The following is a 26,505-nucleotide window of genomic DNA, read 5'->3' as shown; positions in this document are numbered from 1 at the left end:
AGATGAAAATACATTGAATGATACTAATTACACACCATCTGTTGCATATTTAGGGCCGGAAGCATCTTTTACTCATATTGCAGCAGCTGAGTTATTCGGCCACAAAGGCTTGACGCCCCGTCCGACCATTCCAGATTGTATCGAAGCAGTGACGGAAGGTCATGTAGCCTATGCTGTCGTACCTTTAGAGAATGCGCTGGAAGGCTCGGTGCCGTTGACAATTGATTACTTATTCCATGGCGGAGAATTATTCATCACAGCTGAAATTTCCACGCCGATCGGACAGCATCTAATGGTGAATAAAGCACAGAAAGACTTTACGGATCAATTGGAGTCCATTCAATCGCATCCTCATGCGCTTGCGCAATGTCATAAGTTCTTGCAATATCGTTATCGCAAGATTCCTTTGATTCAGACGACATCCACAGCGGCAGCAGCAAAATATATTTCTGAGCAACCCGCACTGCATATTGCAGCAATCGGCAATCAGCTTGCGGCAGAAACGTACGGCTTACATATAGTAGAAGAAAATATTCATGACTTTCATTTCAATCATACGCGGTTTGTCGTGCTATCGTTAAGGAAAGAAATACTCGATCATAAAAATCATGCGGCATCAAAAAAGACTACGCTTATGGTCAAGCTGCCGGAAGATGACAAAGCAGGTATGCTCCATCAGATTTTATCTGTATTTTCATGGCGACGCCTAAACTTAAGCAAAATTGAATCGAGACCACTTAAGACTGGACTCGGTCATTATTTCTTTATTATCGATGTTAATGAATCTGAAGATCATCCGATGATGAAAGGCGCCATGGAAGAGTTGGCTGCGCTCGGTTGCACCGCTCGATCATTCGGCTCCTATTACGTCTATGAAACAGATCCATCCTCTGAGTGAGGGAGGATCTGTGCTTTTGGACGAAAGAATTGACAAGTGGCTAATGGTAACGTTGATCTTCGTTTCAGGCGGGCGCTTTCCGGGGGCGTGGCTTGAGCCACCTCGCTCCTAACGCTTCGCTTTTACTCGCAAAAGCGAAGCGTTACGGCTTTCGCTACCTGCGGGGTCTCAAGGCTTACGGTGATCCCTCAAGAAGTCTGTTTTGCCTTCCACTGCGATCAACTACCATATTTTACTGAAATTAGTGAGTTGACTGTCTATCCCGGGAAAATACGAAGTGCAGTAAGTAATAGCCCGGGAAAGTACAGATGTTTTTCTGTCGAAGGAAGCGATAACTTACACTACATACAGTGAGTTCGCTATGTACTACAGTTCACTTTATAGGGATTGGAGCGGAAGATGGGCGACTCCTGTGGGACTTAGTGCGAATGATGAGACCCTGGACTGAGCGAAGCGAGGGAAGCGGCTCATCCGCGCCCCACGGAAAGCGTCCCATCTGGAGCGCAAATCCCCGGACCACAAGCCTCATATTCTTTTCTTGCATTTCTATCTTTATAACTTTAATAGTTATCTACATTTTGCGATCCACCTCCATGTGAGGGTGGATCTTTTTTTGTAATAAAGAATTCCCTGCCGAATATACATAACAAGAGAGGAAGCCTAAATAAGAGTCACCAATCTAGGCGTCCGTTCATACGATGGATTGATGGAAGGGGGAAATGTTAGTGGAAGTTCATATTGTCGTTAAAGGTGATACATTATGGAAAATTGCGAGGCAATACAATATTCCATTTGAAGAATTGAAGCGAGTGAATGCGCATTTGGCCAATCCGGATTATATTGTGCCTGGGATGAAAATATTTTTACCGATGGATAAGAAAAAGCCGACTCATAAAGGTGAATCATCCAAACCGCATGATAAGACACCACAAAAGCCAGCAAAACCAAGTCAACCAGAGATGAAACCGCCGACGCCGGCACCGAAGCCAACGCCAAAACCTGAAAAACCGCATCCTCCAGCACAGCAGGTACCGCCACTGCCACAGATGCCGCAGATGCCACAGATGCCGCAGATGCCACAGACACCGCAGATGCCACAGACACCGCAGATGCCACAGACACCTCAGAAGCCGCATACACCGCCGCCACAGAAGCCGCAACTGCCGCAGAAGCCACAGACACCACAGACACCGCAAACGCCGCAATATCCGCAACAGCCATTGGAGCCACAAACACCGCCGGCACCTCAGATGCCGATGATGCCGAATATGCCGAGCGTACCAATGTGGCAAGCAGTTTTCCCGATTTGTGGATGGATGCCGATTTTCGATGCAGACTGCCACCCACATATGCCGCAACAACCGATACATCCGCCTATGCAAGCGCCGATTAAGCCGTTGCCGCCAAAAGCACCGATAGATTGTCATGATGAGTCGCCGCATCATCATAAACCTGCACCTATGCCGGACGGCTGGCAGTTGCTCGAGTCCAGTTCTCTGCACATGCCAATTAAGCCGCTTCCGACACCGAAACCGCCCGTCATGCAGCCCAAACCACCTGTTACGCAACCTAAGCCAATTCCACCAAAAGTAGAGCAGCCAATGCCGATGCCGATGCCAAATCAGCCGTCCATTCCGCCGAAAGCTTGTACACCTGCCTCATGGTGTCCGTCTAATCAGGATTACTGCTCGCCGCAGTGGCCGATTCAGCCGCAATGGCCGATGAATACGGAATGCATGCCGTCGCAGCCGCCAATGCAATGGTATCCAATGGCGTGTTACCCGCCAGCGTCGATGATGCCGCTGCCGTATCCAGGTCCATACCCACAGCAGATGCACCCGCCATTCGGACAGCAGAACGAATCGCATTATCCGATGCCCATTCAGGATGATTGGTATAGAAACCAATAATGGGATATGGCAGCTGAACAACGATTTACAAAGATAAAAAAGAATGTATGGAAAATGGAAGCCGGCGGACGGGTATATTCTGTAAAGAAGTATGCATCCCTTGCACAAGCTGTGAAAGTTCGACAACTTCATCAATTACTTAATGTACATCATTTCCCGCATATCGTGTCAGTGTTAGAAGAAAAGGACCCATTACTCATCATGCAGCCATGGCTTGAAGGAGCGAAAGCCGTCAATTTCAAACGAAGGATTGACCGGATCGATTCTTTCAATGCGCTGCAGGCATTGCATGATACAAATTCGTATATTGATTGGCCGTCGATGTCATTTCTCCCTCATTATCATATGCTGGAGAAATGGGAGGTCCGACTGGCCAGGTTCATGGAGCTTCGAGAAATTTGCCAGCAATTTCTCTCTCCGAAAATGTATGAAGAGTTGCTTGTTTATGGCAAAGAAGCCTTGAAAATCAGCAAGAAACAGCCTTCATCAAATAATTCATTGACCTTGTTACATGGTGATGTCGTCCATCATAATATTTTGCGTGATGGATCCGGCCTAATTCGTTTCATTGATTTTGATTTAGCGTGTCTCGGAGCTGAGGAAGATGAGCTTGTATTGTGGATGCATCGTGTGTTACCGCAGATTACGTACAATCCTTCTTTTTTAATGGGCGAGCATCCCGCATTGCAGCACTTGTCCAACCAAGCGTTGGCAAAATTACTGTATCCCAATGAAATGCTGCGTGAATGGCTGCATTTACTGTCGCTTCCGGCAGCTCAGCAACAACGTATGGTCAGCAAACTCCTCCTCTTTACGGAGACCGCACTCTCGCAATGGCCGAGATTATGGTATGATGTAGAGCGAATGATGAAGTAGGAGGTTTGATCCATGGCTGGCCATTCCAAATGGAAAAATATCCAGAACAGAAAAGGCGCACAGGATGCAAAACGAGGAAAGATCTTTCAGAAGATGTCACGAGAGATTTACGTCGCGGCAAAGTCTGGCGGAGACGATCCAGACACGAATCCCGCTCTACGTCTAGCAATCGATAAATCGAAAAGCGCGAACGTCCCGAATGATGTAATTCAGCGGGCGATTGATAAAGCAACAGGGGCTGGTGCGGATGAAAATTACGAGGAAGTTATTTATGAAGGCTATGGACCGGGCGGAGTAGCTGTGCTCGTCTATTGCCTGACAGAAAATCGTAATCGTACAGGTCCGAATATCCGAGTTGCTTTCAATAAAAATGGCGGTAGTTTAGGGGAATCCGGCTCTGTCAATTATTTGTTCGAACGAAAGGGACGACTTTTTATCGAACGTACAGCAGAGATTGATGAAGATGCGATCATGCTGTTGGCTTTAGAAGCAGGTGCGGAAGATATACTCTCTACTGAAGACGGATTTGAAATCCTCACGGAGCCGTCTGAGTTCCTGACAGTGAAAGAAGCACTGGAAGCAGAGGCGTTTACGTTTGTTTCAGCGGAAGTCGATATGGTACCATCTGTGTATGCTGAATTGTCGGATGAACAAGAAGAGCAATTCGAAAAAATGATCGATACGCTTGAAGATGACGACGATGTGCAAAATGTTTATCATAATGCAGACAACTAAAAACTCAACCCGACAGGAGAAGTCTTTGTCGGGTTTTTTGATTTGTCATTGTTGGATTTCAAGCGTTTCCAGCATTTGAAAAAATCGGGCACCATGACCTTCCTGTGCTTCAAGTGAATAGGCTTCAGTAATGAGCAAAGTGCCGGCTTCTCCAGCATCCATCAAATAAGCCATAAAAACTTGACTGTCCGGCTCAATGCCAGAAGTACCGTGAAGCGAAGTGGCTTGGACAGGGGATGTAACAGTTTCTTCTTCTACTGTAAAACTAAGATCCTTTTTTACTTCTTCCTTTACTTCATCTGGAGATTGATTGTGAATGTATCGAATTTCCATTTTCACTTCGGGATATGAATCAGGTAATGGCTCGACAGGAGTCAACACATCAAAATTTTCAAGCCTCTCAAATTGATAGCGCTCTTTATCCACGTAAAAGGAATAAAGCGATTCTCTGCCTTCCATTAAATCCATTTTAATCGTCTCATCCTGTCCTTCTACTGAAAACACAACGTCTTTCGTAGGTTTGCGCTCTGTTGGGGCAGCAGTGGCAGAAGAACCCGATGGTGTTTCTTCCATTGTTTCTTTAGGCGGATCTGCTTGGTTTGTAGAATCACAGCTGACTAATAGGATGGATGCGATCACGCCGGAATATAAAACTTTGCGCATATACTTTCCTCCTCAATTTAAATTCTAACTATTCAATCAGACGGATAAGAAACCCGAAATGTTACAGAATATAAGCAAATGATTCGTGATTTGAAACTACAAGCGCTATGATAATAAGTAGAATTTAAACACACAAAAAAGGGGCCATTCTTTATGACAATTAAAGTAAAAGCAATCATCGGCAGCACAAGTTCTACTTCGTATAATTTGAAGCTGGTCAACTACATGGCAAAACGCTATCAAGACGAATTGGAGATTGTTCCTGTGCTCATTAACGATTTGGAAATGTTTTCTATTGATATCGAAAGCGATCCATCTCCTGCAGTCCGCGCATTCAAAGAGGACGTCAAAGATTCCGATGCTGTATTGTTCGCAGCGCCGGAATACAACTACTCAATTCCAGGTGCAATGAAAAATGCAATAGATTGGCTATCTCGTGGAGGAGATTTCACGTTGCAAGGAAAAACCGGCTTCATCGTCGGCGCCTCGATGGGTGTACTTGGTACAGTGAGAGCACAAATACACTTGCGCGAAATCTTATCCAACCCTGCGTTGGCACCTACTTTATTGCCCGGAAACGATGTGTTTATCGGGGCGGTCCATACAAAGATGAATGAAGAAGGCGACTTGACCGATGAAGCGACGATTCAGTTCTTAGATACAGTCGTACAAAATTTCATCGCATTTTATAAGAAGCAAAAAGCGGTCTCATTAGCATAAATTCTTATAACGAACGGACCGAATGGACACGATGTTAACGTGTCCATTTTTTCTGATGAATTTTAGAGGTCTGACAAGTAGAAAACTCGTTCGTATGCTATAATAACAGGTATACTTAGGGGGAGAATGTATTGTACGATTACATAAAAGGACTTGTCACAAGAGTGACACCGGAATATATTGTCTTGGAGCAGCAAGGAATCGGCTGGCAAGTGATGACGCCAAATCCGTTTGCTTTTCATGTCACGGAAGAGTTGCAGCAAGTATATACATATCTGCATGTGAGGGAAGACGCCCAATTACTGATTGGTTTTAAGACACTTGAACAGCGCGAATTGTTTCGTAAGCTGATCACCGTCTCGGGAATTGGTCCTAAAGGAGCGCTCGCTATTTTGGCGAACGGTCTGCCTTCTCAGGTAGTCAGCGCAATTGAACGTGAGGATGAAGGATTCCTCGTGCAATTCCCGGGGGTCGGCAAGAAAACAGCCCGCCAAATGATCCTGGATTTAAAAGGCAAGCTGCATGATCTGTTTACGGAAATCGATATGCCGGATTCGGAAGATACACTGTTGACGCTTGCCGAAAGTGATGCGCTGGACGAGGCACTGCTTGCTTTATCTGCGCTTGGCTATTCTGAGCGTGAATTGAAGAAAGTGAAGCCGAAACTGGCGGATGTTGATCTCGATACAGAAGGCTATATGCGTCTCGCTTTGCAGTTATTATTGAAACAAGGCTAAAACGACGGAGGTGGTTCCAATGGAAGAACGCATATTAACGAATGAAGCAACCCATTTTGACGATAGCTTCGAACAATCATTACGACCTCAATTGCTGCAGCAATACATCGGTCAACAGCAGGCGAAGGACAATTTATCGATTTTTATTGAGGCGGCAAAAGGGCGTGAGGAAAGTCTGGATCACGTCTTATTGTATGGTCCGCCCGGGCTCGGGAAGACGACATTAGCTACCGTCATCGGCAATGAGATGGGTGTGAACGTGCGGATGACGAGCGGCCCCGCCATTGAACGTCCAGGTGATTTGGCTGCCGTTGTTTCTTCCTTGGAGCCGGGAGATGTGCTATTCATCGATGAAATCCATCGGCTGAACCGTGCGATTGAAGAAGTTCTATATCCGGCGATGGAAGACTTTTGCCTAGACATCATGGTAGGAAAAGGACCGACCGCGCGTTCAGTCCGTCTGGATTTGCCGCCTTTCACTTTGATCGGCGCTACAACACGGGCAGGTTCATTGTCTGCTCCGTTGCGTGACCGATTCGGCGTGCCGCTGCGGCTTGAGTATTATGAAGTGGAGCCGCTGACTGAAATCGTGATCCGAAGTGCAGGCTTATTCGAAGTACAGATTGATCCGCAGGCGGCCGTGGAACTCGCGAAACGATCGAGAGGTACACCGCGTATTGCCAATCGACTGTTGCGTCGAGTACGGGATTATGCGCAAGTACGAGGCAATGGAACGATTACGCTCGCCATTGCCCAGGAAGCACTCGATATGCTGCAAGTGGATCATCATGGACTCGATCAAATTGACCACCAGCTGTTGCAAAGCATGATGGAGCGGTTTCGCGGCGGTCCCGTCGGTATAGATACACTCGCCGCAAGTATAGGTGAAGAATCAGTGACGATAGAAGATGTATATGAACCATATTTATTGCAAATTGGATTTATTCAACGCACAGCGAGAGGACGGATGGCGACAGAAAAAGCGTACGCGCATTTCGGTTATCCACTCCCGCAGTGACAGATAGGAGTTACAATGATGGATGTACATGATTTTGATTTTGACTTACCCGAGCATTTGATTGCTCAGACGCCGCTTCTCGACCGCACAGCTAGTCGGTTGCTTGTGATGGATCGTCAGAATGGGGAAGTGTCACATCGACATTTTCGCGACCTTGTCGATGAACTGGAAGCCGGAGACCTGCTCGTTTTGAACGACACGAAAGTCCTTCCAGCTCGTTTGATCGGAACGAAGGAAGATACGGGTGCGACGATTGAAGTATTGTTATTGAAAGAGATTGGTGAGGATCGATGGGAGACTTTGGTCAAACCAGCGAAGCGTGTGAAAGTGGGAACGGTTGTGACGTTTGGAGACGGGCGCCTGCAGGCGAAATGTACCGCTATTGGTGAACAAGGCGGGCGAGAATTTGCGTTTATGTATGACGGTATTTTCTATGAACTGCTCGATCAGCTAGGTCAAATGCCGTTGCCGCCTTACATTACGGAGTCACTTGAAGATCAATCACGTTATCAGACGGTCTTTGCGAAAGAACGAGGATCGGCTGCCGCACCGACAGCAGGTTTGCATTTTACAGATGAAATCTTGGATGCATTGCGAGATAAAGGTGTGAAAATTGCATTCATTACACTGCATGTCGGGCTCGGCACATTCCGCCCGGTGAGCGTGGATTCGATTGAAGATCATACGATGCATGCCGAGTATTATGTGATGACGGAAGAAACGGCAGCACTAGTGAGAAAGACGAAAGCAACTGGCGGCCGAGTAATTGCGGTCGGCACGACGTCTACACGGACGTTGGAGACGATTGCTTCAGAGAATGGCGGAAACGTTGTAGCTGCAAGTGGTTGGACTTCGATTTTTATCTTTCCAGGATATGCGTTTAAGGCGATTGACGGTTTGGTGACGAATTTTCATTTGCCGAAATCGACATTGTTGATGCTATTGTCGGCTTTTGCAGGGCGCGAACCGATACTCGCAGCATATGAAGAAGCCGTGAAAGAGCAATACCGCTTTTTCAGTTTTGGGGACGCGATGTTTATTCGCCCCGCTAAAAGAAAGGAACGAGATTAATTGGCAGCTATTACGTATGAACATATAAAAACTTGTAAACAAACAGGCGCGCGCCTTGGAATCGTTCACACACCGCACGGTTCTTTTGAGACGCCTGCCTTTATGCCGGTCGGAACGCAAGCCTCCGTCAAAACGATGGCTCCTGAAGAACTGAAAGAAATGGGTGCAGGAATCATCTTAAGCAATACGTATCATCTTTGGCTGCGTCCAGGTCACGAGATCGTCAAAGAAGCTGGCGGACTTCATAAATTCATGAACTGGGATCGCCCGATTTTGACAGACTCCGGTGGTTTCCAAGTGTTTTCATTGAGTAAATTTCGGGATATTAAAGAAGAAGGCGTTCATTTCCGTAATCATATAAATGGTGATAAGTTATTTTTGAGTCCGGAGAAAGCGATGGAGATACAAAATGCACTCGGCTCGGATATTATGATGGCGTTTGATGAGTGTCCTCCGTTTCCGGCGACACACGAGTATATGAAAGCGAGTGTCGAGCGGACTTCTAGATGGGCGGAACGTTGTTTGGAAGCACATCAGCGTTCGGGAGACCAAGGCTTGTTTGGTATTGTACAGGGGGGAGAGTATGAGGATCTCCGAAAACAAAGCGCAAAAGATTTGGTGTCTTTAGATTTCCCAGGCTATGCAATCGGTGGCTTATCTGTCGGAGAGCCAAAAGATGTCATGAATCGTGCGCTTGAATTCACGACACCTTTATTGCCCGAAAATAAACCGCGTTATTTGATGGGTGTCGGATCTCCTGACTCCTTAATCGATGGAGCAATCCGTGGAATCGATATGTTCGACTGTGTATTGCCAACACGTATTGCACGAAACGGTACGTTAATGACAAGTGAAGGTCGTCTTGTTGTGAAAAATGCAAAATACGAACGAGATTTCGGTCCGCTTGATCCGAATTGTGATTGTTATGCATGCAAAAATTATAGTCGTGCCTATATTCGTCACTTGATTCGTGCAGGAGAAACTTTTGGTATTCGTTTAACGTCTTATCATAATCTCCACTTTTTATTGAATTTGATGGAGCAAGTACGACAAGCCATTCGTGAAGACCGGCTCGGAGATTTCCGCGAAGAATTTTTTGAGCAATATGGCTTCAACAAACCGAATGCAAAAAACTTTTAAATCTTGTATAATAAATCTTGGTGCTTCAGGAAGGGGGAATTAGATTATGGAACAATATGGTGGAATTTTGACTATGGTGCTTATGGTCGCTATAATGTGGTTTTTACTTATTCGACCTGCACAAAAAAGACAAAAAGCAGCGAAAGAGATGCAAAACAGTTTGCAGCGTGGAGACGAAGTAGTAACAATTGGCGGTTTACATGGAACGGTAGATGCGGTGGATGAAACATCTATCTTCTTGCGTGTAGCTGACACGACAGTCTTGCGTTTCGACAAGCAGGCAGTTGGAAGAGTTGTAACGAACACATCAGCTTAATAAAAAGCGGTTATCTACTGGAATGTCCATAGATTGCCGCTTTTTTGTTTGCATGCGTATAGAACAAATGCCTGAAGGAACACTAGTTGTTTAAGGAGGCAGATTTGGGATGCATGAGTATGTGATTATCGGATTGCGGACGATTTTTTTATATGTCTTTTTATTGGTCATTTTACGAATTATGGGCAAAAGAGAAGTGGGAGAACTGGGTGTCATCGATATTGTGGTCTTCATTATTATGGCTGAAGTGGCGGCAATGATTGTAGAAACTCCTGACAAACCAATCATTGTAGGGGTTCTCCCTATTCTTCTGTTGCTCGTAATCCAATATATTTCTTCATTAATTTCTCTGAAAAGCAAGAAATTCAGGGATGTCGTAGACGGCAATCCGACCTTAATTATTAAAGATGGACAGATTCAAGAACAAGAAATGCGAAAACAACGGTATAATTTAGATGATTTATTTCAACAGCTGCGTGAAAATCAAATCGGCTCGATCCATAACGTCACCTATGCGTACCTAGAGCCTTCCGGTAATTTATCAGTGTTTACACGAGATGGCGATCTTCCCATAGTAGGTCTTGTTCTTGATGGAGAAATTCAAGAAGAACATCTCCGCTTAGTCGGAAAAACAGAAGAGTGGTTATTGAAACAGTTGCAAGACCAAAATATTTCGGATGTCTCGACTGTTTTTTATTGCTCATGGGAACAAGGCGATCTAAAGATTCAGATGAAAGAAAGTTAATACAGCAGGCTCAAAGCGCGACCTCTAGAATGCGTCCCCGCCTGGAGGGCAAATCTCGAGGATCCATAATGGCACACAAATTAGCTAATCCACACGTTCATTAATACCGTTTGACTAAATTACGAAGCATAATCCAATCTGACTTTTTTATTTGCCCTGTCAGCAATAAAAGGGCTAATAATACAGCGGATGTGATGACACATTCTGTAAATAAATGATAGGAACCAACCGGGATGAAGATAGGCCGCATGATCGCGGTTAAAAGGAAAGCAGCATAGGTCATGGCGAACATTGAGAAGCCGGTTGCCGTGGCTTTGTTTTGCCGGATTGTCGCGATATGTAAAAACGAAGTGACCAATACGCCGAAACCGATCGCTAGGACCGCCCCTGTTTCCTGTAGACCAGGTTGCGATGCAAGAATGAACATGACCGCGAGTTTAGCAATTCCTCCGTACACCGAATTCATCATACCAGCTTTTGCGTCACCGGTAGCCTGCAAGATGGAATACAATGGACTTTGAATATAATAAAAGAAAAAGACGGGTGCCAAAATTGTCATATAACTGGCCCCTTCTACTACATGGAACAGCTTTTCGGCTAGTTCTTGACCATGAATATAAAATACCGTCGCTGCAAAAGCTCCAGTTAAAGCAGATAAGCGGAGTGCTAAATGAATGCGTTCCTGCAGCTTCTTTACATTGCTCGATGCGGCAGCCCCACTGACAGCCGGTACAAGCACGACAGATAATGCATACGGAATGAATGCAGGAAACAATAACAAAGGAATCAATACACCTGATATGACTCCGTACAAAGAGGTGGCGGCTACAGCTCCGACACCTGCCATACTTAGTGCACGTAAAAATATGATCGGCTCCAAAAACCAAGTGAAAGTACCGAATAGTCGACTACCCGACGAAGGAAGCGCGACGGAAAGGATGGGTCCCATCGGATAACGCGGCTCTTTTTTACGTTTCTTCGGCTGTTTGCGCTGATGTTGTTTGTATTTGTAAAGGAGATAGAGTACCGACAACACTTCTGCCAAAAATGTGACGACCATCGCATAGGCAGCATTGATCATCGGATCGTTTGGCGCCAGAATATAAGGCAGCATCCATGTAATAAGAAGGATTCGGAAGATTTGTTCAATGACCTGAGCCCACGCCGTTTCTTCTATCCGTGCAATCCCTTGAAAATAACCTCTTATTAAACCTCCAATCGCCGCAATCGGCACAATCGCAATGGCTACATAGAGAGCGGATGAGGTTGCTTCATTACCAAGCAGATTTCCCGCCAAATAAGGCACGAATAAAATACAGGCCGGGATGAAAACCGCTCCTGATAAAATCGTAATGAACGCCGACGTCTTCATCACTTGACGCAACTGCACATTTCCACCTTGCGCCTTCAGTTCAGCAATTACTTTCGCCATCGCAATCGGCACGCCCAACTGTACAAGGGAAAGAAAAAATACAAAAGCAGGATATGCTGTCATATAAATTCCAACTGTTTCTTCTCCAGCTACCCGCATGAACTGAATTCGGTACACGAAACCAAGCAACTTCGATAGAAATACAGCGGCCATCAAAAAAACTGTCCCGCGGATAAATGAAGACACCTCAAACAACTCCTTCTCAATTCCAGACTTTTCAGTTACACTATGAATACGTATTTTAAATTCCAAATATATGTTGAATTATAGTTTAAACATGAATTTATGCAGTAATGGACACTTAGTTGATTGAAGTGAAAGGCGGCGAAAGGCAAAGATATGCTCCCAACGCTTCGCTTGTGCTCGCAAAAGCCGTTCTTCGTTACGGCTTTTCCTGGGAGATCAACGTGCATCTTGAGACCTCGCAGGTAGCGAAGCGGACGAGGAGGCTCAAGCCACGCCCCCCGGAAAGCGTCCGCTTGGAACGGAAATCACCGGTTTCTACGTTTTACTTTGTGTGTAAGTTATTTATTTCAGTTTATCTAGTTAAGTGTATGTACTAGCATCCGAAATATTCCGCAAAACAGACGAGGCAAAGCAGAAGGGGGAAGCGCCAATGAATCAGAAATTAGACGAACTGTACACACATGTATTGCCGGCACTAGAAAGCAAAAAGAACGAATTTCATCTATATGGTTACACCGTAGTTACAGAAAAAGGACTGTGGGACTATCTTGTACAAAAGAAGTGGCGTAGAAAAGATATCTCCAATATGCGCCCTTATGAAATTGTTCAAGATTTATTCAAATTATCTCCTGCTCAATTTATGACGTATACACAGACAGAGGCTCAGCGCAATAGCAGCGCGTTTCCAGAGCTTAGTGAAGAAGAGCGGGCCATTCTATTTTCCCCGAGGAAATCAAATTGATTGGCATTTGACATCATGAACTATTTGACACAGACTTCCGACTGTTTCATAATTGGTATGTTGTACAATGAGAGAACGAAGTACGAAGTACATAACAAGTGCTGTGCCGCTCTAGTATATGAGGGGGAAAAGGAAATATGAAAAACAGAGGCAGGATTGTCGCGTTTTTGCTGCTGATTGTGATATTTGCATCAACGATCTTTTCAACGACAAATCCGATTTTAAAAAACGTCAAGCTAGGCCTTGACTTGCAAGGCGGTTTTGAAGTTCTGTACCAAGTGAATCCGCTGAAAGAAGGACAGAAGATTACGGAGTCCACGGTAGCGGATACTGCACGGGCATTGACGAATCGGGTCGACGTTTTGGGTGTCAGTGAACCAAGCATCCAAATCGAGTCGAACAACCGGATTCGTGTACAGCTTGCCGGGGTAGAAGATCAGGAATCTGCCCGGAAATTGTTGTCCACTCAAGCGAATCTTTCATTCCGTGATGCGGATGATAATTTGATGCTTGACGGGAATGACTTGAAAGAAGGCAAAGCAAAAGCCAATTTCAATGAAAACAACAGTCCAGTCGTCACGTTAGAAATGAAAGATCCAAATAAGTTTGGAGAGGTTACAACTCAAATCCTGCAGAAGAAGCCGGACAATGTGCTGGTAATTTGGTTGGATTTTGAAGAAGGCGTGGATTCTTATAAAGAAGAAGTCACTAAGCCTAAACCGGCATTCATCTCTGCTCCGATGGTGTCCCAGACGATTAACTCATCCAATGTTGAAATTTCGGGGAACTTTACGGTAGAAGAGACGAAGAACCTTGCGGGTATTTTGAACGCGGGTGCGTTACCGGTTGATCTTGAGGAAATTTACTCCACATCAGTTGGCGCACAATTTGGTGAACAGGCACTTGATAAAACGATATTTGCCGGAATAGTTGGTATCAGCTTAATCTTCATCTTTATGGCATTCTATTATCGTTTGCCAGGGATTGTTGCGGTTATCACTCTGTCCGTTTATATCTACTTGATCTTGTTGGTGTTTACACTGATCAATGGAGTACTGACACTTCCAGGGATCGCTGCATTGATGCTCGGGGTCGGGATGGCAGTAGATGCCAATATTCTTACCTATGAGCGGGTTAAAGAAGAATTACGTGTCGGAAAATCTGTTAAGTCATCCTTTACAGCTGGTGCCAAGTCATCATTCACCGCAATATTGGATGCGAATATTACCACTCTTTTAGCAGCGGTTGTATTGTTCATATTCGGGACAAGCTCTGTTAAAGGGTTTGCGACCATGCTGATCATCAGTATTTTAGTCAGCTTTATCACCGCTGTCTGGGGATCCCGCCTATTGCTTGGACTGCTTGTCCACAGTGGCAGCCTGGATGGAAAAACCGGTTGGTTCGGTCTTTCCAAGAAACAAGTCCATTCGGCGGATGAAGGACTTGAAACATTGGACCTTACAACGAAATTTGACCGTTTTGATTTCGTTGGCACGAGAAAACGTTTCTATACGCTCTCAATTGTCCTGCTGATTGTCGGTGCCATTATGCTTGGAGTCTTCAAGCTGAATCTAGGGATCGATTTCTCCGGCGGTACGCGTGTAGAAATCCTTGCTGAACAGGCATTGGATCAAACGGAAGTTGAAAAAGAACTAGAAGCGATCGGTCATCCGTCATCTGATGTCGTCATATCCGGTGATGAGAAGAATATTGCCGTTGCTCGATATAAGGAAGACTTCGCGCAAGAAGAAGTGAATAAGATTAAAAAAGAGCTGAATGGTGTCTACGGCTCAGAACCGAATGTTTCAACGGTTTCCGATACTGTCGGTAAAGAGCTCGTGCAAAATGCGATCAAAGCATTGGCTGTCGCTGCACTCGGTATCATTATCTATGTTGCCTTCCGTTTTGAATGGCGGATGGGATTGGCTTCAATCGTCGGTTTATTGCATGATGCATTCTTCATGATTGCGGTCTTCAGTATTCTACGTTTAGAAGTCGATATCACATTCATAGCGGCCGTTCTGACGATTGTTGGGTATTCCATCAACGATACGATCGTTACATTTGACCGGATCCGTGAAAACCTTCATCACATGAAGCACATTGACAGTGAAGATGAATTGGCAACGATTGTCAATAAATCCTTACGTCAGACACTTGGACGCTCAGTCAATACAGTCTTGACTGTAATCTTCGTAGTTGTTGCATTAATGGCGTTAGGTGCAGAATCCATCCGTCCATTCTCGATTGCATTGCTGATCGGTTTGATTGCGGGTACGTATTCTTCCATCTTCATTTCCGCTCAACTTTGGTTTGATCTGAAGAAGAAGCAGATCAACAAGGGTAACGGTTTGAAAGTAGAAAAAGAGAAAAAACAATGGGGCTCCGACGAACCAGTCGTTTAAGACGTTTGCAGCCTATCAAAAACAGGGTATACTCCGGTATATCCTGTTTTTTGATTGGAGGAATGAGTGGAATGAGTAGTGAAAGTGGAAAGAATTTTCAGTGGACTGTGTTGTTAAGTTTATTGTTTGCGGTCATTATTGCAGTTTTCGCAGTTTTCAATGTCGATTCGGTACCTGTTAATTATCTATTCGGCACGGAAATGATTCCTCTCGTGCTGGTCATCCTCGGCTCGGCATTGCTAGGTGCCTTATTTAGTGGATTTTTCGCCATCTTCAAATCGTATATAGGCAGCCGACGCATAAAGGAGCTAGAGAAGAAGCTGCAAGCGAAAGAAGAGGAACTGACAAGGCAACAACGACAAATGCAAGAGATGGAAGAACAGATCGATACGCTGATGGCAGAAGTGCCGGTTGTGGAAGCAGAAATTCTTCCTCCAAAACAAATGTGATGCAAGAGCGGAATGGGCTGTGTTTCTCGCCTGACCGCTTTTTTCATGTGGTTTCCTTTCCGTCTCCGCCAAGATTCGATATAATACGAGATGAGGATGTGAACGTAATGATACAATCCAAAAAAAGATGGCAAATTGAACGTCCAGACGAACAGCTCGTTGAACAGTTAGCGAATGATCTGCAACTCTCTACGATGCTTGCGAAAATTCTTGTTGCACGGGGCGTCACGACCAGTGAGCAAGCAACAGCGTACTTGCATATGGATGAAACCAATTTGCACGATCCTTTTTTATTATATGGTATGACAGAAACGGTCGAATGTTTGAAGCAAGCAATCAAAGAACAAAAGCAAATTACGGTATATGGCGACTATGATGCCGACGGAGTGACTAGCGTAACTGTCCTCACGACTGCACTAGAACGTCTCGGAGCAAATGTAAACTTCGCTATACCGAATCGTTTTGAGCACGGCTATGGGCCGAATAAAGACTATTTTGAGCAATTACATACAGAAGGTACCGAAGTTCTCGTTACAGTAGACAATGGCATATCAGGGATCGAAGAGATCGCATTTGCTAAGTCGCTCGGCATGACCGTCATCGTCACGGATCACCATGAGATGGGCGAACAATTACCCGAAGCTGACGCGGTCATTCATCCGCGCCATCCGAAGGGCGAGTATCCATTTGGCGAATTGGCTGGAGTAGGGGTAGCATTTAAACTAGCTTCTGCATTATTAGGCGAGCCGCCACTCGATCTGCTGGAGTTTGTTGCAATCGGCACCGTAGCTGATCTTGTTCCGTTAGAGGATGAAAATCGCTATGCCGTCAAAGAGGGAATACGCAGATTGCGGCGTTCTAAGCGACCTGCTATTAAAGCATTGATGCAAGTGAGCGGGCACGAACAAGAGGCTTTATCGGAAGAGACCATCGGCTTTACGATTGGGCCTCGTTTGAATGCACCAGGACGTCTGGGAGATGCAGATCCTGCTGTTCATTTACTAAAATCAAAAGACGAGCAGCAAGCGATGGGGATCGCCGAGGAACTAAATGAACTCAATAAAGAGCGACAGCATTTGGTGAAAGAAATTGCAAAAGAAGCAGAAGAGCAAATCCAAATTCGCTACGGTAATCAGGTGCCGTACGTCTTGGTCATTGAAGGAGAAGGTTGGAACCCGGGGGTGGTCGGAATTGTCGCATCCCGATTGACAGAGAAATTCTATCGTCCTGCTATTGTGTTATCAATCGATCATGAGACAGGTTTAGCAAAGGGGTCTGCACGAAGCATTGAAGGATTTGATCTGTATAAGGAACTTTCAAAGAATGCTTCCATTCTGCCGCATTTTGGAGGCCACGCAATGGCTGCCGGCATGTCGTTAGAAATAGCAGACGTCGAATTGCTGCGGAGCAATTTAAATGAGCAGGCAAAAGAACTATTGACGGATGAATTGCTGCAACCTAAGTTGTCGATTGACGTTCCACTTTCACTTCATGAAATTGATATTGCAGCCATCGAAGCGCTCGAATTGATTCGGCCGTTTGGTGTTGGATTTCCGAAGCCTGTCTTTCTGCTCGAACAGCTGGAGACGGCTTCCGTTCGAAAAATTGGAGCGTCAAAAGATCATCTGAAATTGGAGATGGCAGACGGAGACGAGCGATTGGATGCCATTCATTTTGGTGCGGGCGCATTAGCGGATGAAATGGCGCCCACCATCAAATTAAGTCTAACGGGCGATCTGCAGATCAATGAATGGAACGGACGAAAGAAACCGCAAATGCTAGTGGAAGATATTAAATGCGACGAATGGCAACTATTTGATTATCGGGGAGTGCGGGACCCGGCAAGATGGCTGCCGCTTATACCGGAACAGGCTGCATTTGTGGCGTTTACGGAAGAGGCAATCCATCATTTCACTCCGTTTCTCAAGGATGTGCCGATTCAGTTAATCGGAAGAGACACACTTTCACCGGTGGATTCAATCGTGTTAATCGACTTACCGCAGGACGAAGAACAGCTTAAATCAGCGATCGGATCATCGCAGGCCAATCGAATCTATTTGCATTTATATGTCCATGATTCGATGTATTTCGAGAAAATGCCTGACCGCCAACAATTTGGCTGGTATTACAGCTTTTTGAAGAAGAGAGGGTCTTTTCACCTGCGAGATCAGATGGATATGCTCTCGAAACATAAGGGTTGGAAAAAAAGTACGATTAAATTCATGACAAAAGTGTTTTATGAGCTAGAATTTGTTACACTAGAGAATGGTGAAATCACTATGATGGAACCTGCCGAGAAACGTGATTTGGCAGAAGCGCCATCTTATAAAAAACGCCAACAGCAGATCAAATTGGAAGAGTTACTTCTTTATGCGCCGTATCAGGATTTGAAGAAGGTGTTCAACTCATTACGCAAGATTGAAGCTGTTGAGGAGGAAAAACTGTGGATTTAAAAAAGTTTGTAACGATTGTCGATGACTATCCAAAACCAGGAGTAAGCTTTAAAGATATTACAACGATTATGGACAACGGCGAAGCATACAAATACGCTACCGATCAAATCGTGGAGTATGCGCAGGATCTGGACGTTGATATCATCGTCGGACCGGAAGCTCGCGGCTTCATTATCGGTTGTCCCGTGGCATATGCGCTGCAAGTTGGTTTCGCACCTGTTCGAAAACCTGGAAAACTGCCGCGTGAAACGATCTCCGTTTTCTACGATTTAGAATATGGTCAAGATGAATTGACCATTCATAAAGATGCCATTAAACCCGGCCAGCGTGTGTTGATCGTAGATGATTTGCTCGCAACAGGCGGAACAGTTGGTGCTACAGTTGAACTAGTCGAAAAACTTGGCGGCGTTGTAGCAGGTTGTGCCTTTTTAATCGAACTTTCCTATTTGAATGGTCGAGAAAAATTGACCAATCATGACATTCGGGCATTGATTACGTATTAATTTAAGAATCCTTCGCATATTGCGGAGGATTCTTACTATATTTACCAAGCGCTGTAATTGATTCGTTTTACATTTAAGTGATACTATACATATAATAATATAATTAAATTTCGGAATAGGTTGAAAGGGGTAAGAGAATGGCGAAGAATCAAGACATGACAGAACAAGATATTTTTGAGCTTGTCGCCAAATACATGAACGAAGAACATGTCGACTTTATCAAGAAGGCGTTCGTCGTGGCAAAAGCTGCACATGAAGGGCAGTTTAGAAGTTCAGGTGAGCCATACATCAACCATCCGATTCAAGTGGCTGGGATTTTAGCAGAACTTCAAATGGACCCTGAAACGGTAGCAGCCGGTTTCTTGCATGATGTGGTGGAAGATACTGAAGTCAGCCGTGAAGACATTATCCGCGAGTTCGGGGATGAAGTGGCGATGCTCGTAGATGGTGTGACGAAACTTGATAAATTGAAGTTTAAGTCAAATGAAGAAAAGCAAGCGGAAAACCATCGTAAAATGTTTATTGCAATGGCCCAAGACATCCGAGTCATTTTAATCAAGTTGGCAGATCGCCTTCACAATATGCGAACTTTGAAACATGTGCCCGCTGCGAAACAACGTCGAGTCTCCGAGGAAACACTGGAAATCTTCTCTCCGCTAGCGCATCGTCTAGGAATCTCCACAATCAAATGGGAACTCGAAGATATTGCATTACGTTATTCCAATCCCCAACAATATTATCGTATCGTGAATTTAATGAAACAAAAACGTGTCGAACGAGAAAAGTATTTGCAGGATGTAATGGAGCAAATGCGGGTAGAGCTTGATAATATGGGAATCGCTTCCGAAATGCATGGAAGACCGAAGCATTTATATTCGATCTATCAAAAAATGGTCATTCAAAAGAAAGAATTCAATGAAATATACGATCTATTGGCTGTTCGAATCGTGGTCAAGAGTATTAAAGATTGTTACGCAGCGCTCGGTATTATCCATACTTTATGGAAGCCAATGCCAGGCCGATTCAAAGACTATATTGCCATGCCGAAACAAAATCTTTACCAATCTCTCCATACGACGGTTGTTGGTCCAGCGGGAGATCCACTGGAAGTACAGATCCGTACGGAAGAGATGCACCGTATCTCCGAATTTGGAGTGGCTGCTCATTGGGCATATAAAGAAGGCAAATCCGTCGCAAAATCTTCCAATGATATTGATTCAAAATTAACTTGGTTCCGTGAAATATTGGAGATCCAAAACGAATCTTCCAATGCACAGGAGTTCATGGAGTCGTTAAAGTTCGACCTGTTTTCCGACATGGTCTACGTTTTCACGCCGAATGGGGATGTCGTCGAATTGCCGCAAGGATCTGTGCCGATCGACTTTGCTTACCGAGTACATTCGGAAGTTGGAAATCGGACGACTGGCGCTAAAGTGAATGGGAAAATTGTTCCGCTGGATTCTTCTCTTGAAACCGGGGATATTGTAGAAATCCTTACATCGAAACAATCATTCGGTCCAAGCCGGGATTGGCTGAAGCTTGCCCATACTTCCCAGGCGAAAAACAAAATCCGGCAATACTTTAAGAAACAATTGCGAGATGAAAATATTATTAAAGGCAGCGAACTCGTCGAAAAGGAATTGAAATCCCAGGAATACGACGCTAAAGAGGCGTTAAGCCATGCGAATATTCAACGGACGATCGATAAGTTCAGTTTCACTTCCGAAGAAGATATGTACGCAGCGGTTGGATCTGGTGGCATTACCGCTCAGCAAGTCGTCAACCGGTTGGCTGAACGTATGCGCAAAGAACGCGAGCAAAAAGAGACCATCGATAAAATCGTTTCGGATATGAAAACGCCTCAGCCTGAGAAACAGACGGAATCAGGAGTCATCGTCAAAGATGTCGACAATATGTTGATCCGAATCTCAAAATGCTGCAATCCGGTGCCTGGGGATGACATCGTCGGCTTCATTACGAGAGGTCGGGGAGTCTCCGTGCATAGAACGGATTGTACCAATATTTTATCGGAAGATGGTCAAAGTGAACGATTGATTGACGTGAAATGGGCATTGCCTGACGAGAAAATGCGCAAAGAATTCCAAGTCGACATTGAGATTTCTGCATTCGATCGTCAAGGTTTGCTGAATGAAGTAATGATGGTTGTAGCGGATATGTCGACACCAATTATTGCAGTCAGCGGCAAAGCGGATAAAGACAGTATTGCGCATATCCATATGTCAATAAAGATTCAGAATATTACTCATTTACAACGCACCGTCGAGAAAATTAAACAGATTAAAGATGTTTATTCAGTAGAACGAGTCATGAATTAAAAAGGAGGGGCTGACTTATGCGCGTGCTATTGCAGCGGGCGAAAGATGCGTCTGTGACAGTGGATGGAGAAATTGTCGGCTCCATTGCTAAAGGTTATGTGTTACTGGTCGGGATTACGCACGAAGACAGCGAAAAGGATGCGGCCTACTTGGCTAAGAAAATAGCGGGGTTGCGAATTTACGAGGATGACGAAGGTAAAATGAATCGCTCCATTGAAGAAGTGGAAGGTGCCATTTTATCGGTATCTCAATTCACTTTATACGGCAATGTTCAAAAAGGCAGACGACCGAGTTTTATTGGCGCCGCAAGACCAGAGCAAGCTGAACCATTATGGGAGTACTTTAACGAACAGCTCCGCAACGAAGGACTTCATGTTGAAACCGGACAATTCGGAGCCATGATGGATGTTCAATTGAGCAATGATGGACCTGTGACGTTGTTGGTGGAATCGCCTAAGGCGTAACTTCGGCGTAAGATTTTTATTTAATTATCTGCGGGCATAGTAGTTTTAGTTCTAGTAATGTTATTGAAGCTTGGCAAAGGAAAGCATCTTAAATGATGCTTTTTTTATGTAGAGATTTAATGGAGATGAATTGCTGCCGCTAAGGATGATCAACATTCTAAGTTTGATAATTACTTTAAAAATGAACAAATTGTGATTTGCTAATCGTCTAAAACCGGAATTGGTTACAACTTGCAAGAAGATATTCAAGTAAGAGGTAAATAGAGTGTCATTTGTATTTAATAAGGGAATGAATCTTTGCAAGGCGAAGACGTTGTATTATTAATGATGGCTGCTACAGTGTGAAATTACACTAGGGATGGAATGAAAGATGAAATGATAGATGCGGCTTACTATATTACCTTTGAGAAAGACTTTTAAATTCAATTTCAGAAGAGTTAACTACATATAATTCAATATAAAACGAGAAGTTTTGAAAAAGTATTAATGATTACATCTACAATTTAGTTGGGTGGTGTTTCTGGTTTTATTGTTGGCGCCGGATTTATCAGCACTTGGGTACTTAAAAAGCGTTAAGATAGCTTCAGTTCTGTATAATTTAGTTCATACCTATACCATTCCAGCTATACAAATGATCTGCGGTTTATTGATAGACCACCATCATGCTTTAAAGGTTAGCTTAATCTGGATTGCTCATATCGGGATGGATAGAATGTTTGGATATGGATTGAAATATCCAACAAAATTTCAAGATTCTCATCTTAATCGTGTTTGAGCGCTATACTAACAAAATTTATTTAGGTAAGAAGGTAGTATGTGTTGGATATAATTACTGCAAAATTAATGTATATTGCCATATTTATTTTTATCATTCACTCAATCGAGACACTCGCTTATGCCGTGAGATTATCAGGTGCCAGGGTAAAGATGATTGCTTCCGCTTTATCCCTTTTTAATATCATGGTGATGTTTTCAAGATTGGCAAATATGATGCAACAACCCTTTACGGGAAGTTTAATTGACACTGCACCAGGTAGTCATGCACAGGAGTTCGTAGCAACGCAATTTCGATTTCTTATAGGTGCATCAACAGTTGGAACAATTTTTGGCATGTTGTTACTACCTACTTTTATCGCCCTATTTTCAAGAGCGATTATTCATTTATCTGAAGAAAAGGGATCTGTTCCATCTTTAGTTAAAAGGTTATTTTCCTTACAGTATATAAAACGCGGTGTAACTCATTTCAATTTGCCTAAATTTTCGTATCTAAAAGATACAAAAATGAAAGATATTCCAATACGATTATTTTTCGTCAATATGGTAATAACAGCGATCTATACCATTGGTGTGTTATCTGCGTTGTATGCAGCCCTGCTCGCACCTGAACGGGCATCGACAGCTATTATGGCATCTGGCTTAATAAATGGAATGGCTACCATACTGCTAGTTATTTTTGTTGACCCAAAAGTTTCTGTTGTTGCTGATGAGGTTGTAAATGGAAGAGGGAGTTATCAAAAGCTTAAAAATCTCTCCTTGATGATGGTTTCGTCAAGGTTATTGGGAACGTTGTTGGCACAATTATTTTTTATTCCAGGAGCAAAATATATTGCTTGGTTTACTCAATTTATCGTGTAACATTCTTCGTCAAGCGGGCGTTTTAACCGCATTATGGAGCGCCTGTTTTTATATGAAATACTGCAGCCGTAATAGGCTATATTGCAAATTACTGAATGATTTTAAATTATTGATTTAAAATAGTGTGCTATTCTTCGATAGGGAGAGTAGCTTTTTTGTTTCACCAAATATATTTCACTAAAAACTAAGACAGTATTCTAGATTTTAGAATTTTTTCTCTTTGTTGTAAACTTTCTTAACGAGTGCATTTCATGATTACTAGAACGCCTACTACGATGTGAAAGATTTAAATATAGATAGTATAGAAATACTAGAAAAAATCACTTATGGTACAAAGGATGAAATAGCAGATATTATCAATAAAGCATCATCAGAAGGGGGCAAAGATAATTATTAACAAATACTTGCTAATCGGTAGGGGATGCTCCTCTCAATTGAAGCAATAAGCCAGAATGAATACACATCCTTCAATTTAGTAACATCATCACGAATCCGAGATGTTTCTCTTGCACATTTATCAATTGAGTAGTAAAGTGAAGATGACACAAGGGAGTGCTGGACAATATGAAAAAGAATACTCGTGGATCATTAATCTGGCTGCGACTCGCTCGATTTACACATCAAAGTAACTTACTTTCAAATGACTTTTTAAAGCAATTTGATTTAACAACTGCACAATTTGATGTGTTAATGCAAATTTCAACATACCAACCATTAACACAAAGTGAACTGGCTGAGAAAGTAACCGTAACGCAGGGTGGTATTTCGCGTATGCTCGCTCGCCTTGAAAAAGAAGGGCTTATTGAACGTAAGCAAGATTGGAAAACAAAAACGATTTCCTTAACAAAGAAAGGGCAGGACAAACTGGACAATGCGTTTGAAGCTCAGCTGGAGTTTCAATCTTCATTCTTTGATGAGTCTTTATCTGAAGAGGAACAAAAGACGTTGTATTCGCTCATATCACGCGTGCAAAAAAATAGCGAAAACAAGAAATTGTCAAACAGATAATTTTTTTACCACATCACTTGATTAATCAAATGAAAAACAGGAGGAAAACTTATGAATACAATTCCGGGACATCATCATATTTCAATGATTACAAAAAACGCAAAACAAAATAACTGTTTTTACCGTGACATACTGGGTTTACGGCGTGTGAAAAAGACGGTAAATCAAGACGAACCATCAATGTATCACTTATTTTACGGCGATAGAACAGGAAGCCCTGGTACGGAGTTATCATTTTTTGAGATACCGATGGCTGGCCGGACGCATCGAGGCACAAATGCGATCACTCGAATCGGCTTGCTTGTACCGTCAGAAGCGAGCTTAATTTACTGGAAAGAACGTTTTGAGGAATTCGGCATACAACACAGTGACATCACAACCTATGCCAATAAAACTGCTCTTCACTATGAAGATTCCGAAGGCCTTCGCATGGTGCTTCTTGTGTCGAATGGAGAGAAAGTGGATCACTGGGAAACATGGGAAAGATCAAATGTGCCTGAAGAACATCAAATTCAAGGGATGGGCGCTGTGGAAATTACGGTGCGCCGACTCGATAAACTAGCGCGTACGCTTACGGAAATATTTGGCTATACACAAATTTCACGTACAGAAGATGAAGCGATATTTCAATCGATAGAAGGTCAAGTATTCGGTGAGATCGTTGTGAAATCTATAGATGGACCTAGTGAAAAACCAGGGCGCGGCAGTATTCATCACTTAGCGATTCGTGTGAAAGACGATGCAGAGCTTGCTTACTGGGATGAACAAGTACGAGCAAATGGTTTTCACTCATCGGGGATTGTAGACCGTTTCTACTTCAAGAGCTTATACTTTCGCGAATCAAATGGTGTTTTATTTGAAATTGCAACAGACGGACCAGGTTTTACAATCGATGGAGATATCGAAACACTGGGCGAAAAATTAGATTTGCCACCGTTTTTAGAAGGCCGACGTGCGGAAATTGAAGAAAAACTACAACCTATTGAGGAGGACTAATTATGAAAAACTATCGTATCGACCCGTCAAAAGGGATGGAATTTGGATTGTACTCATTAGGAGATCATATGCCGAACCCACTAACAGGTGAGAGGATGTCGGCCCAACAACGAATCAATGAATTAATTGAGGCAAGCAAACTAGCGGAACAAGCTGGAATTGATGTCTTTGGCGTTGGTGAAAGTCATCAAACATATTTTACCACTCAAGCTCATACCGTTGTCCTTGGTGCGATCGCACAAGCAACAAGTAAAATTAAAATCACAAGTTCTGCAACCGTATTAAGCGTATCAGACCCTGTACGTGTGTATGAAGATTTTTCCACAATCGATTTAATATCCGACGGCCGTGCAGAAATTGTTGCTGGACGTGGCTCCCGTGTAGGGGCCTATCAATTACTAGGCGTCGATTTACAGGATTATGAAGAAATCTTTGAAGAGAAGTTGGAACTCCTTAAAAAGCTAAATGAAGAAGAGTATGTGACATGGCAAGGAGAATACCGTGCCCCATTAAAAAATGCAAATATACTTCCTCAACCCAAAAATGGTTCACTACCAATTTGGCGTGCGGTCGGTGGCCCGCCTGCAAGTGCCATTAAAGCGGGTGTAATGGGAATTCCAATGATGCTGACTACATTAGGCGGACCAGCAAGCAACTTTAAACCTTCTGTTGATGCATATCGCGAGGCAGCTGAACAAAGCGGATATGATCCAAAAACATTACCGATTGCGACAACCAGCTTGTTCTATGTAGCTGAGACTACAAAAGAGGCTTTGCAAGGTATGTACCCTCATATCAACGGCGGATTCCTGGCAATTCGCGGCGGCTATCCTAAGCAGCAATTTGCACAAGCACCTGATACACGCGATGCACTAATGGTTGGCAGTACACAACAAATTATTGAAAAAATGCTGTTCCAATATGAACTCTATGATATGCAGCGTTTTATGGCGCAGATTGACTTTGGCGGCGTACCTTTTGAGAAGATTATGAAAAACATCGAGATCATCGGGAACGATATTATTCCAGCCATTAAAAAATATACAGCAAAATAACGGGAGGTAATA

24 protein-coding genes and 1 pseudogene are annotated in these 26,505 nt (G+C 43.7%); 23 read left to right on the top strand and 2 right to left on the bottom strand.

Annotated elements, in window-relative coordinates; translation table 11 throughout:
* Positions 1-13 precede the first annotated feature (13 nt).
* The 4 genes from pheA to MKY93_RS09655 all read left to right on the top strand — a co-directional run bounded on the left by pheA (position 14) and on the right by MKY93_RS09655 (position 4,419).
* Positions 14-898 (top strand): prephenate dehydratase, encoded by an 885-nt coding sequence (gene pheA, locus MKY93_RS09670; RefSeq protein WP_078816758.1) that lies wholly within the window; start codon positions 14-16, stop codon positions 896-898.
* Positions 899-1,623: 725 nt separating this feature from the next.
* A complete protein-coding gene (locus tag MKY93_RS09665) occupies positions 1,624-2,808 on the top strand; it encodes a LysM peptidoglycan-binding domain-containing protein (RefSeq protein WP_340758909.1) in 1,185 nt (394 codons plus the stop codon).
* Positions 2,809-2,814: 6 nt separating this feature from the next.
* Positions 2,815-3,684 (top strand): phosphotransferase, encoded by an 870-nt coding sequence (locus MKY93_RS09660; RefSeq protein WP_078816756.1) that lies wholly within the window; start codon positions 2,815-2,817, stop codon positions 3,682-3,684.
* 12 nt (positions 3,685-3,696) lie between these two features.
* Entirely contained in the window at positions 3,697-4,419 is a 723-nt protein-coding gene (locus MKY93_RS09655; RefSeq protein ID WP_078816755.1) for a YebC/PmpR family DNA-binding transcriptional regulator, read from the top strand.
* 45 nt (positions 4,420-4,464) lie between these two features.
* Here MKY93_RS09655 and MKY93_RS09650 read toward each other — a convergent pair whose 3' ends face one another.
* Positions 4,465-5,082, bottom strand: coding sequence for a hypothetical protein (locus tag MKY93_RS09650; RefSeq protein WP_009497472.1), 618 nt, complete (start codon positions 5,080-5,082; stop codon positions 4,465-4,467).
* 153 nt (positions 5,083-5,235) lie between these two features.
* Between MKY93_RS09650 and MKY93_RS09645 the strand changes: the two genes are divergently transcribed.
* The 7 genes from MKY93_RS09645 (at position 5,236) to MKY93_RS09615 (ending at position 10,829) form a co-directional block, all read left to right on the top strand.
* Positions 5,236-5,802 (top strand): NADPH-dependent FMN reductase, encoded by a 567-nt coding sequence (locus tag MKY93_RS09645; protein WP_078816754.1) that lies wholly within the window; start codon positions 5,236-5,238, stop codon positions 5,800-5,802.
* A gap of 131 nt (positions 5,803-5,933) precedes the next feature.
* On the top strand, positions 5,934-6,539 hold the full coding sequence (ruvA, locus tag MKY93_RS09640; protein WP_009497470.1) for a Holliday junction branch migration protein RuvA: 606 nt from the start codon (positions 5,934-5,936) through the stop codon (positions 6,537-6,539).
* 19 nt (positions 6,540-6,558) lie between these two features.
* Complete coding sequence (ruvB, locus tag MKY93_RS09635) at positions 6,559-7,557, top strand: Holliday junction branch migration DNA helicase RuvB (RefSeq protein WP_009497469.1); 999 nt, start codon at positions 6,559-6,561, stop codon at positions 7,555-7,557.
* An 18-nt stretch (positions 7,558-7,575) separates the two neighbouring features.
* Positions 7,576-8,628: a tRNA preQ1(34) S-adenosylmethionine ribosyltransferase-isomerase QueA gene (gene queA, locus MKY93_RS09630; protein ID WP_040759190.1), complete on the top strand. Its 1,053-nt coding sequence runs from the start codon at positions 7,576-7,578 to the stop codon at positions 8,626-8,628.
* Positions 8,629-9,768, top strand: a complete 1,140-nt coding sequence (tgt, locus tag MKY93_RS09625; protein WP_009497466.1) for a tRNA guanosine(34) transglycosylase Tgt — start codon at positions 8,629-8,631, stop codon at positions 9,766-9,768. It begins immediately after the preceding gene.
* Positions 9,769-9,814: 46 nt separating this feature from the next.
* Complete coding sequence (yajC, locus tag MKY93_RS09620) at positions 9,815-10,084, top strand: preprotein translocase subunit YajC (RefSeq protein WP_009497465.1); 270 nt, start codon at positions 9,815-9,817, stop codon at positions 10,082-10,084.
* A gap of 109 nt (positions 10,085-10,193) precedes the next feature.
* The gene (locus tag MKY93_RS09615) at positions 10,194-10,829 is read left to right on the top strand and encodes a DUF421 domain-containing protein (RefSeq protein ID WP_009497464.1); all 636 of its coding nucleotides are present in this window, start codon (positions 10,194-10,196) and stop codon (positions 10,827-10,829) included.
* Positions 10,830-10,929: 100 nt separating this feature from the next.
* Here MKY93_RS09615 and MKY93_RS09610 read toward each other — a convergent pair whose 3' ends face one another.
* Positions 10,930-12,447 carry a putative polysaccharide biosynthesis protein gene (locus MKY93_RS09610; protein ID WP_040759189.1) on the bottom strand — a complete coding sequence of 506 codons (1,518 nt, stop codon included), beginning with the start codon at positions 12,445-12,447 and terminating at the stop codon, positions 10,930-10,932.
* 430 nt (positions 12,448-12,877) lie between these two features.
* On the opposite strand from MKY93_RS09610, the gene MKY93_RS09605 reads away from it, so the two are divergent.
* From MKY93_RS09605 to MKY93_RS09550, 12 genes and pseudogenes are all read left to right on the top strand, one after another.
* Positions 12,878-13,189 (top strand): post-transcriptional regulator, encoded by a 312-nt coding sequence (locus tag MKY93_RS09605; protein ID WP_078816753.1) that lies wholly within the window; start codon positions 12,878-12,880, stop codon positions 13,187-13,189.
* Positions 13,190-13,326: 137 nt separating this feature from the next.
* Positions 13,327-15,594, top strand: a complete 2,268-nt coding sequence (gene secDF / locus MKY93_RS09600) for a protein translocase subunit SecDF (protein ID WP_340758908.1) — start codon at positions 13,327-13,329, stop codon at positions 15,592-15,594.
* Between the two features lie 71 nt (positions 15,595-15,665).
* Entirely contained in the window at positions 15,666-16,043 is a 378-nt protein-coding gene (locus MKY93_RS09595; RefSeq protein ID WP_340758907.1) for a LapA family protein, read from the top strand.
* A 107-nt stretch (positions 16,044-16,150) separates the two neighbouring features.
* The gene (recJ, locus tag MKY93_RS09590; RefSeq protein ID WP_078816750.1) at positions 16,151-18,496 is read left to right on the top strand and encodes a single-stranded-DNA-specific exonuclease RecJ; all 2,346 of its coding nucleotides are present in this window, start codon (positions 16,151-16,153) and stop codon (positions 18,494-18,496) included.
* Positions 18,487-18,999 carry an adenine phosphoribosyltransferase gene (locus tag MKY93_RS09585; protein WP_009497457.1) on the top strand — a complete coding sequence of 171 codons (513 nt, stop codon included), beginning with the start codon at positions 18,487-18,489 and terminating at the stop codon, positions 18,997-18,999. Before recJ ends, MKY93_RS09585 begins: the two co-directional genes overlap by 10 nt.
* Before the next feature lie 137 nt (positions 19,000-19,136).
* The gene (locus tag MKY93_RS09580) at positions 19,137-21,335 is read left to right on the top strand and encodes a RelA/SpoT family protein (RefSeq protein WP_221836618.1); all 2,199 of its coding nucleotides are present in this window, start codon (positions 19,137-19,139) and stop codon (positions 21,333-21,335) included.
* 17 nt (positions 21,336-21,352) lie between these two features.
* A complete protein-coding gene (gene dtd / locus MKY93_RS09575) occupies positions 21,353-21,799 on the top strand; it encodes a D-aminoacyl-tRNA deacylase (protein WP_340758905.1) in 447 nt (148 codons plus the stop codon).
* Between the two features lie 505 nt (positions 21,800-22,304).
* Positions 22,305-22,574 (top strand): annotated as a pseudogene (locus tag MKY93_RS09570) (DUF4260 domain-containing protein); the annotation flags it as partial.
* Between the two features lie 44 nt (positions 22,575-22,618).
* Positions 22,619-23,434 (top strand): lipid II flippase Amj family protein, encoded by an 816-nt coding sequence (locus MKY93_RS09565; protein ID WP_078817013.1) that lies wholly within the window; start codon positions 22,619-22,621, stop codon positions 23,432-23,434.
* Between the two features lie 564 nt (positions 23,435-23,998).
* Positions 23,999-24,442: a MarR family winged helix-turn-helix transcriptional regulator gene (locus tag MKY93_RS09560; RefSeq protein ID WP_340758904.1), complete on the top strand. Its 444-nt coding sequence runs from the start codon at positions 23,999-24,001 to the stop codon at positions 24,440-24,442.
* 51 nt (positions 24,443-24,493) lie between these two features.
* On the top strand, positions 24,494-25,438 hold the full coding sequence (locus tag MKY93_RS09555) for a ring-cleaving dioxygenase (protein WP_340758903.1): 945 nt from the start codon (positions 24,494-24,496) through the stop codon (positions 25,436-25,438).
* 2 nt (positions 25,439-25,440) lie between these two features.
* Positions 25,441-26,493 carry an LLM class flavin-dependent oxidoreductase gene (locus MKY93_RS09550; RefSeq protein ID WP_340758902.1) on the top strand — a complete coding sequence of 351 codons (1,053 nt, stop codon included), beginning with the start codon at positions 25,441-25,443 and terminating at the stop codon, positions 26,491-26,493.
* The last annotated feature ends 12 nt before the right edge of the window (positions 26,494-26,505 follow it).

The organism is Sporosarcina sp. FSL W7-1283, assembly GCF_038003105.1.
Lineage (GTDB): Bacteria > Bacillota > Bacilli > Bacillales_A > Planococcaceae > Sporosarcina > Sporosarcina newyorkensis.
This window is presented reverse-complemented; position numbering and strand designations above follow the sequence as displayed.

Coding starts and splice junctions, on each gene's coding strand:
- MKY93_RS09595 (WP_340758907.1), top strand. CDS start 15,666: ATGAGTAGTGAAAGTGGAAAGAATTTTCAGTGGACTGTGTTGTTAAGT.
- yajC (WP_009497465.1), top strand. CDS start 9,815: ATGGAACAATATGGTGGAATTTTGACTATGGTGCTTATGGTCGCTATA.
- secDF (WP_340758908.1), top strand. CDS start 13,327: ATGAAAAACAGAGGCAGGATTGTCGCGTTTTTGCTGCTGATTGTGATA.
- MKY93_RS09605 (WP_078816753.1), top strand. CDS start 12,878: ATGAATCAGAAATTAGACGAACTGTACACACATGTATTGCCGGCACTA.
- dtd (WP_340758905.1), top strand. CDS start 21,353: ATGCGCGTGCTATTGCAGCGGGCGAAAGATGCGTCTGTGACAGTGGAT.
- ruvB (WP_009497469.1), top strand. CDS start 6,559: ATGGAAGAACGCATATTAACGAATGAAGCAACCCATTTTGACGATAGC.
- recJ (WP_078816750.1), top strand. CDS start 16,151: ATGATACAATCCAAAAAAAGATGGCAAATTGAACGTCCAGACGAACAG.
- queA (WP_040759190.1), top strand. CDS start 7,576: ATGGATGTACATGATTTTGATTTTGACTTACCCGAGCATTTGATTGCT.
- MKY93_RS09655 (WP_078816755.1), top strand. CDS start 3,697: ATGGCTGGCCATTCCAAATGGAAAAATATCCAGAACAGAAAAGGCGCA.
- MKY93_RS09660 (WP_078816756.1), top strand. CDS start 2,815: ATGGCAGCTGAACAACGATTTACAAAGATAAAAAAGAATGTATGGAAA.
- MKY93_RS09550 (WP_340758902.1), top strand. CDS start 25,441: ATGAAAAACTATCGTATCGACCCGTCAAAAGGGATGGAATTTGGATTG.
- MKY93_RS09645 (WP_078816754.1), top strand. CDS start 5,236: ATGACAATTAAAGTAAAAGCAATCATCGGCAGCACAAGTTCTACTTCG.
- MKY93_RS09650 (WP_009497472.1), bottom strand. CDS start 5,082: ATGCGCAAAGTTTTATATTCCGGCGTGATCGCATCCATCCTATTAGTC.
- MKY93_RS09560 (WP_340758904.1), top strand. CDS start 23,999: ATGAAAAAGAATACTCGTGGATCATTAATCTGGCTGCGACTCGCTCGA.
- MKY93_RS09580 (WP_221836618.1), top strand. CDS start 19,137: ATGGCGAAGAATCAAGACATGACAGAACAAGATATTTTTGAGCTTGTC.
- MKY93_RS09615 (WP_009497464.1), top strand. CDS start 10,194: ATGCATGAGTATGTGATTATCGGATTGCGGACGATTTTTTTATATGTC.
- MKY93_RS09555 (WP_340758903.1), top strand. CDS start 24,494: ATGAATACAATTCCGGGACATCATCATATTTCAATGATTACAAAAAAC.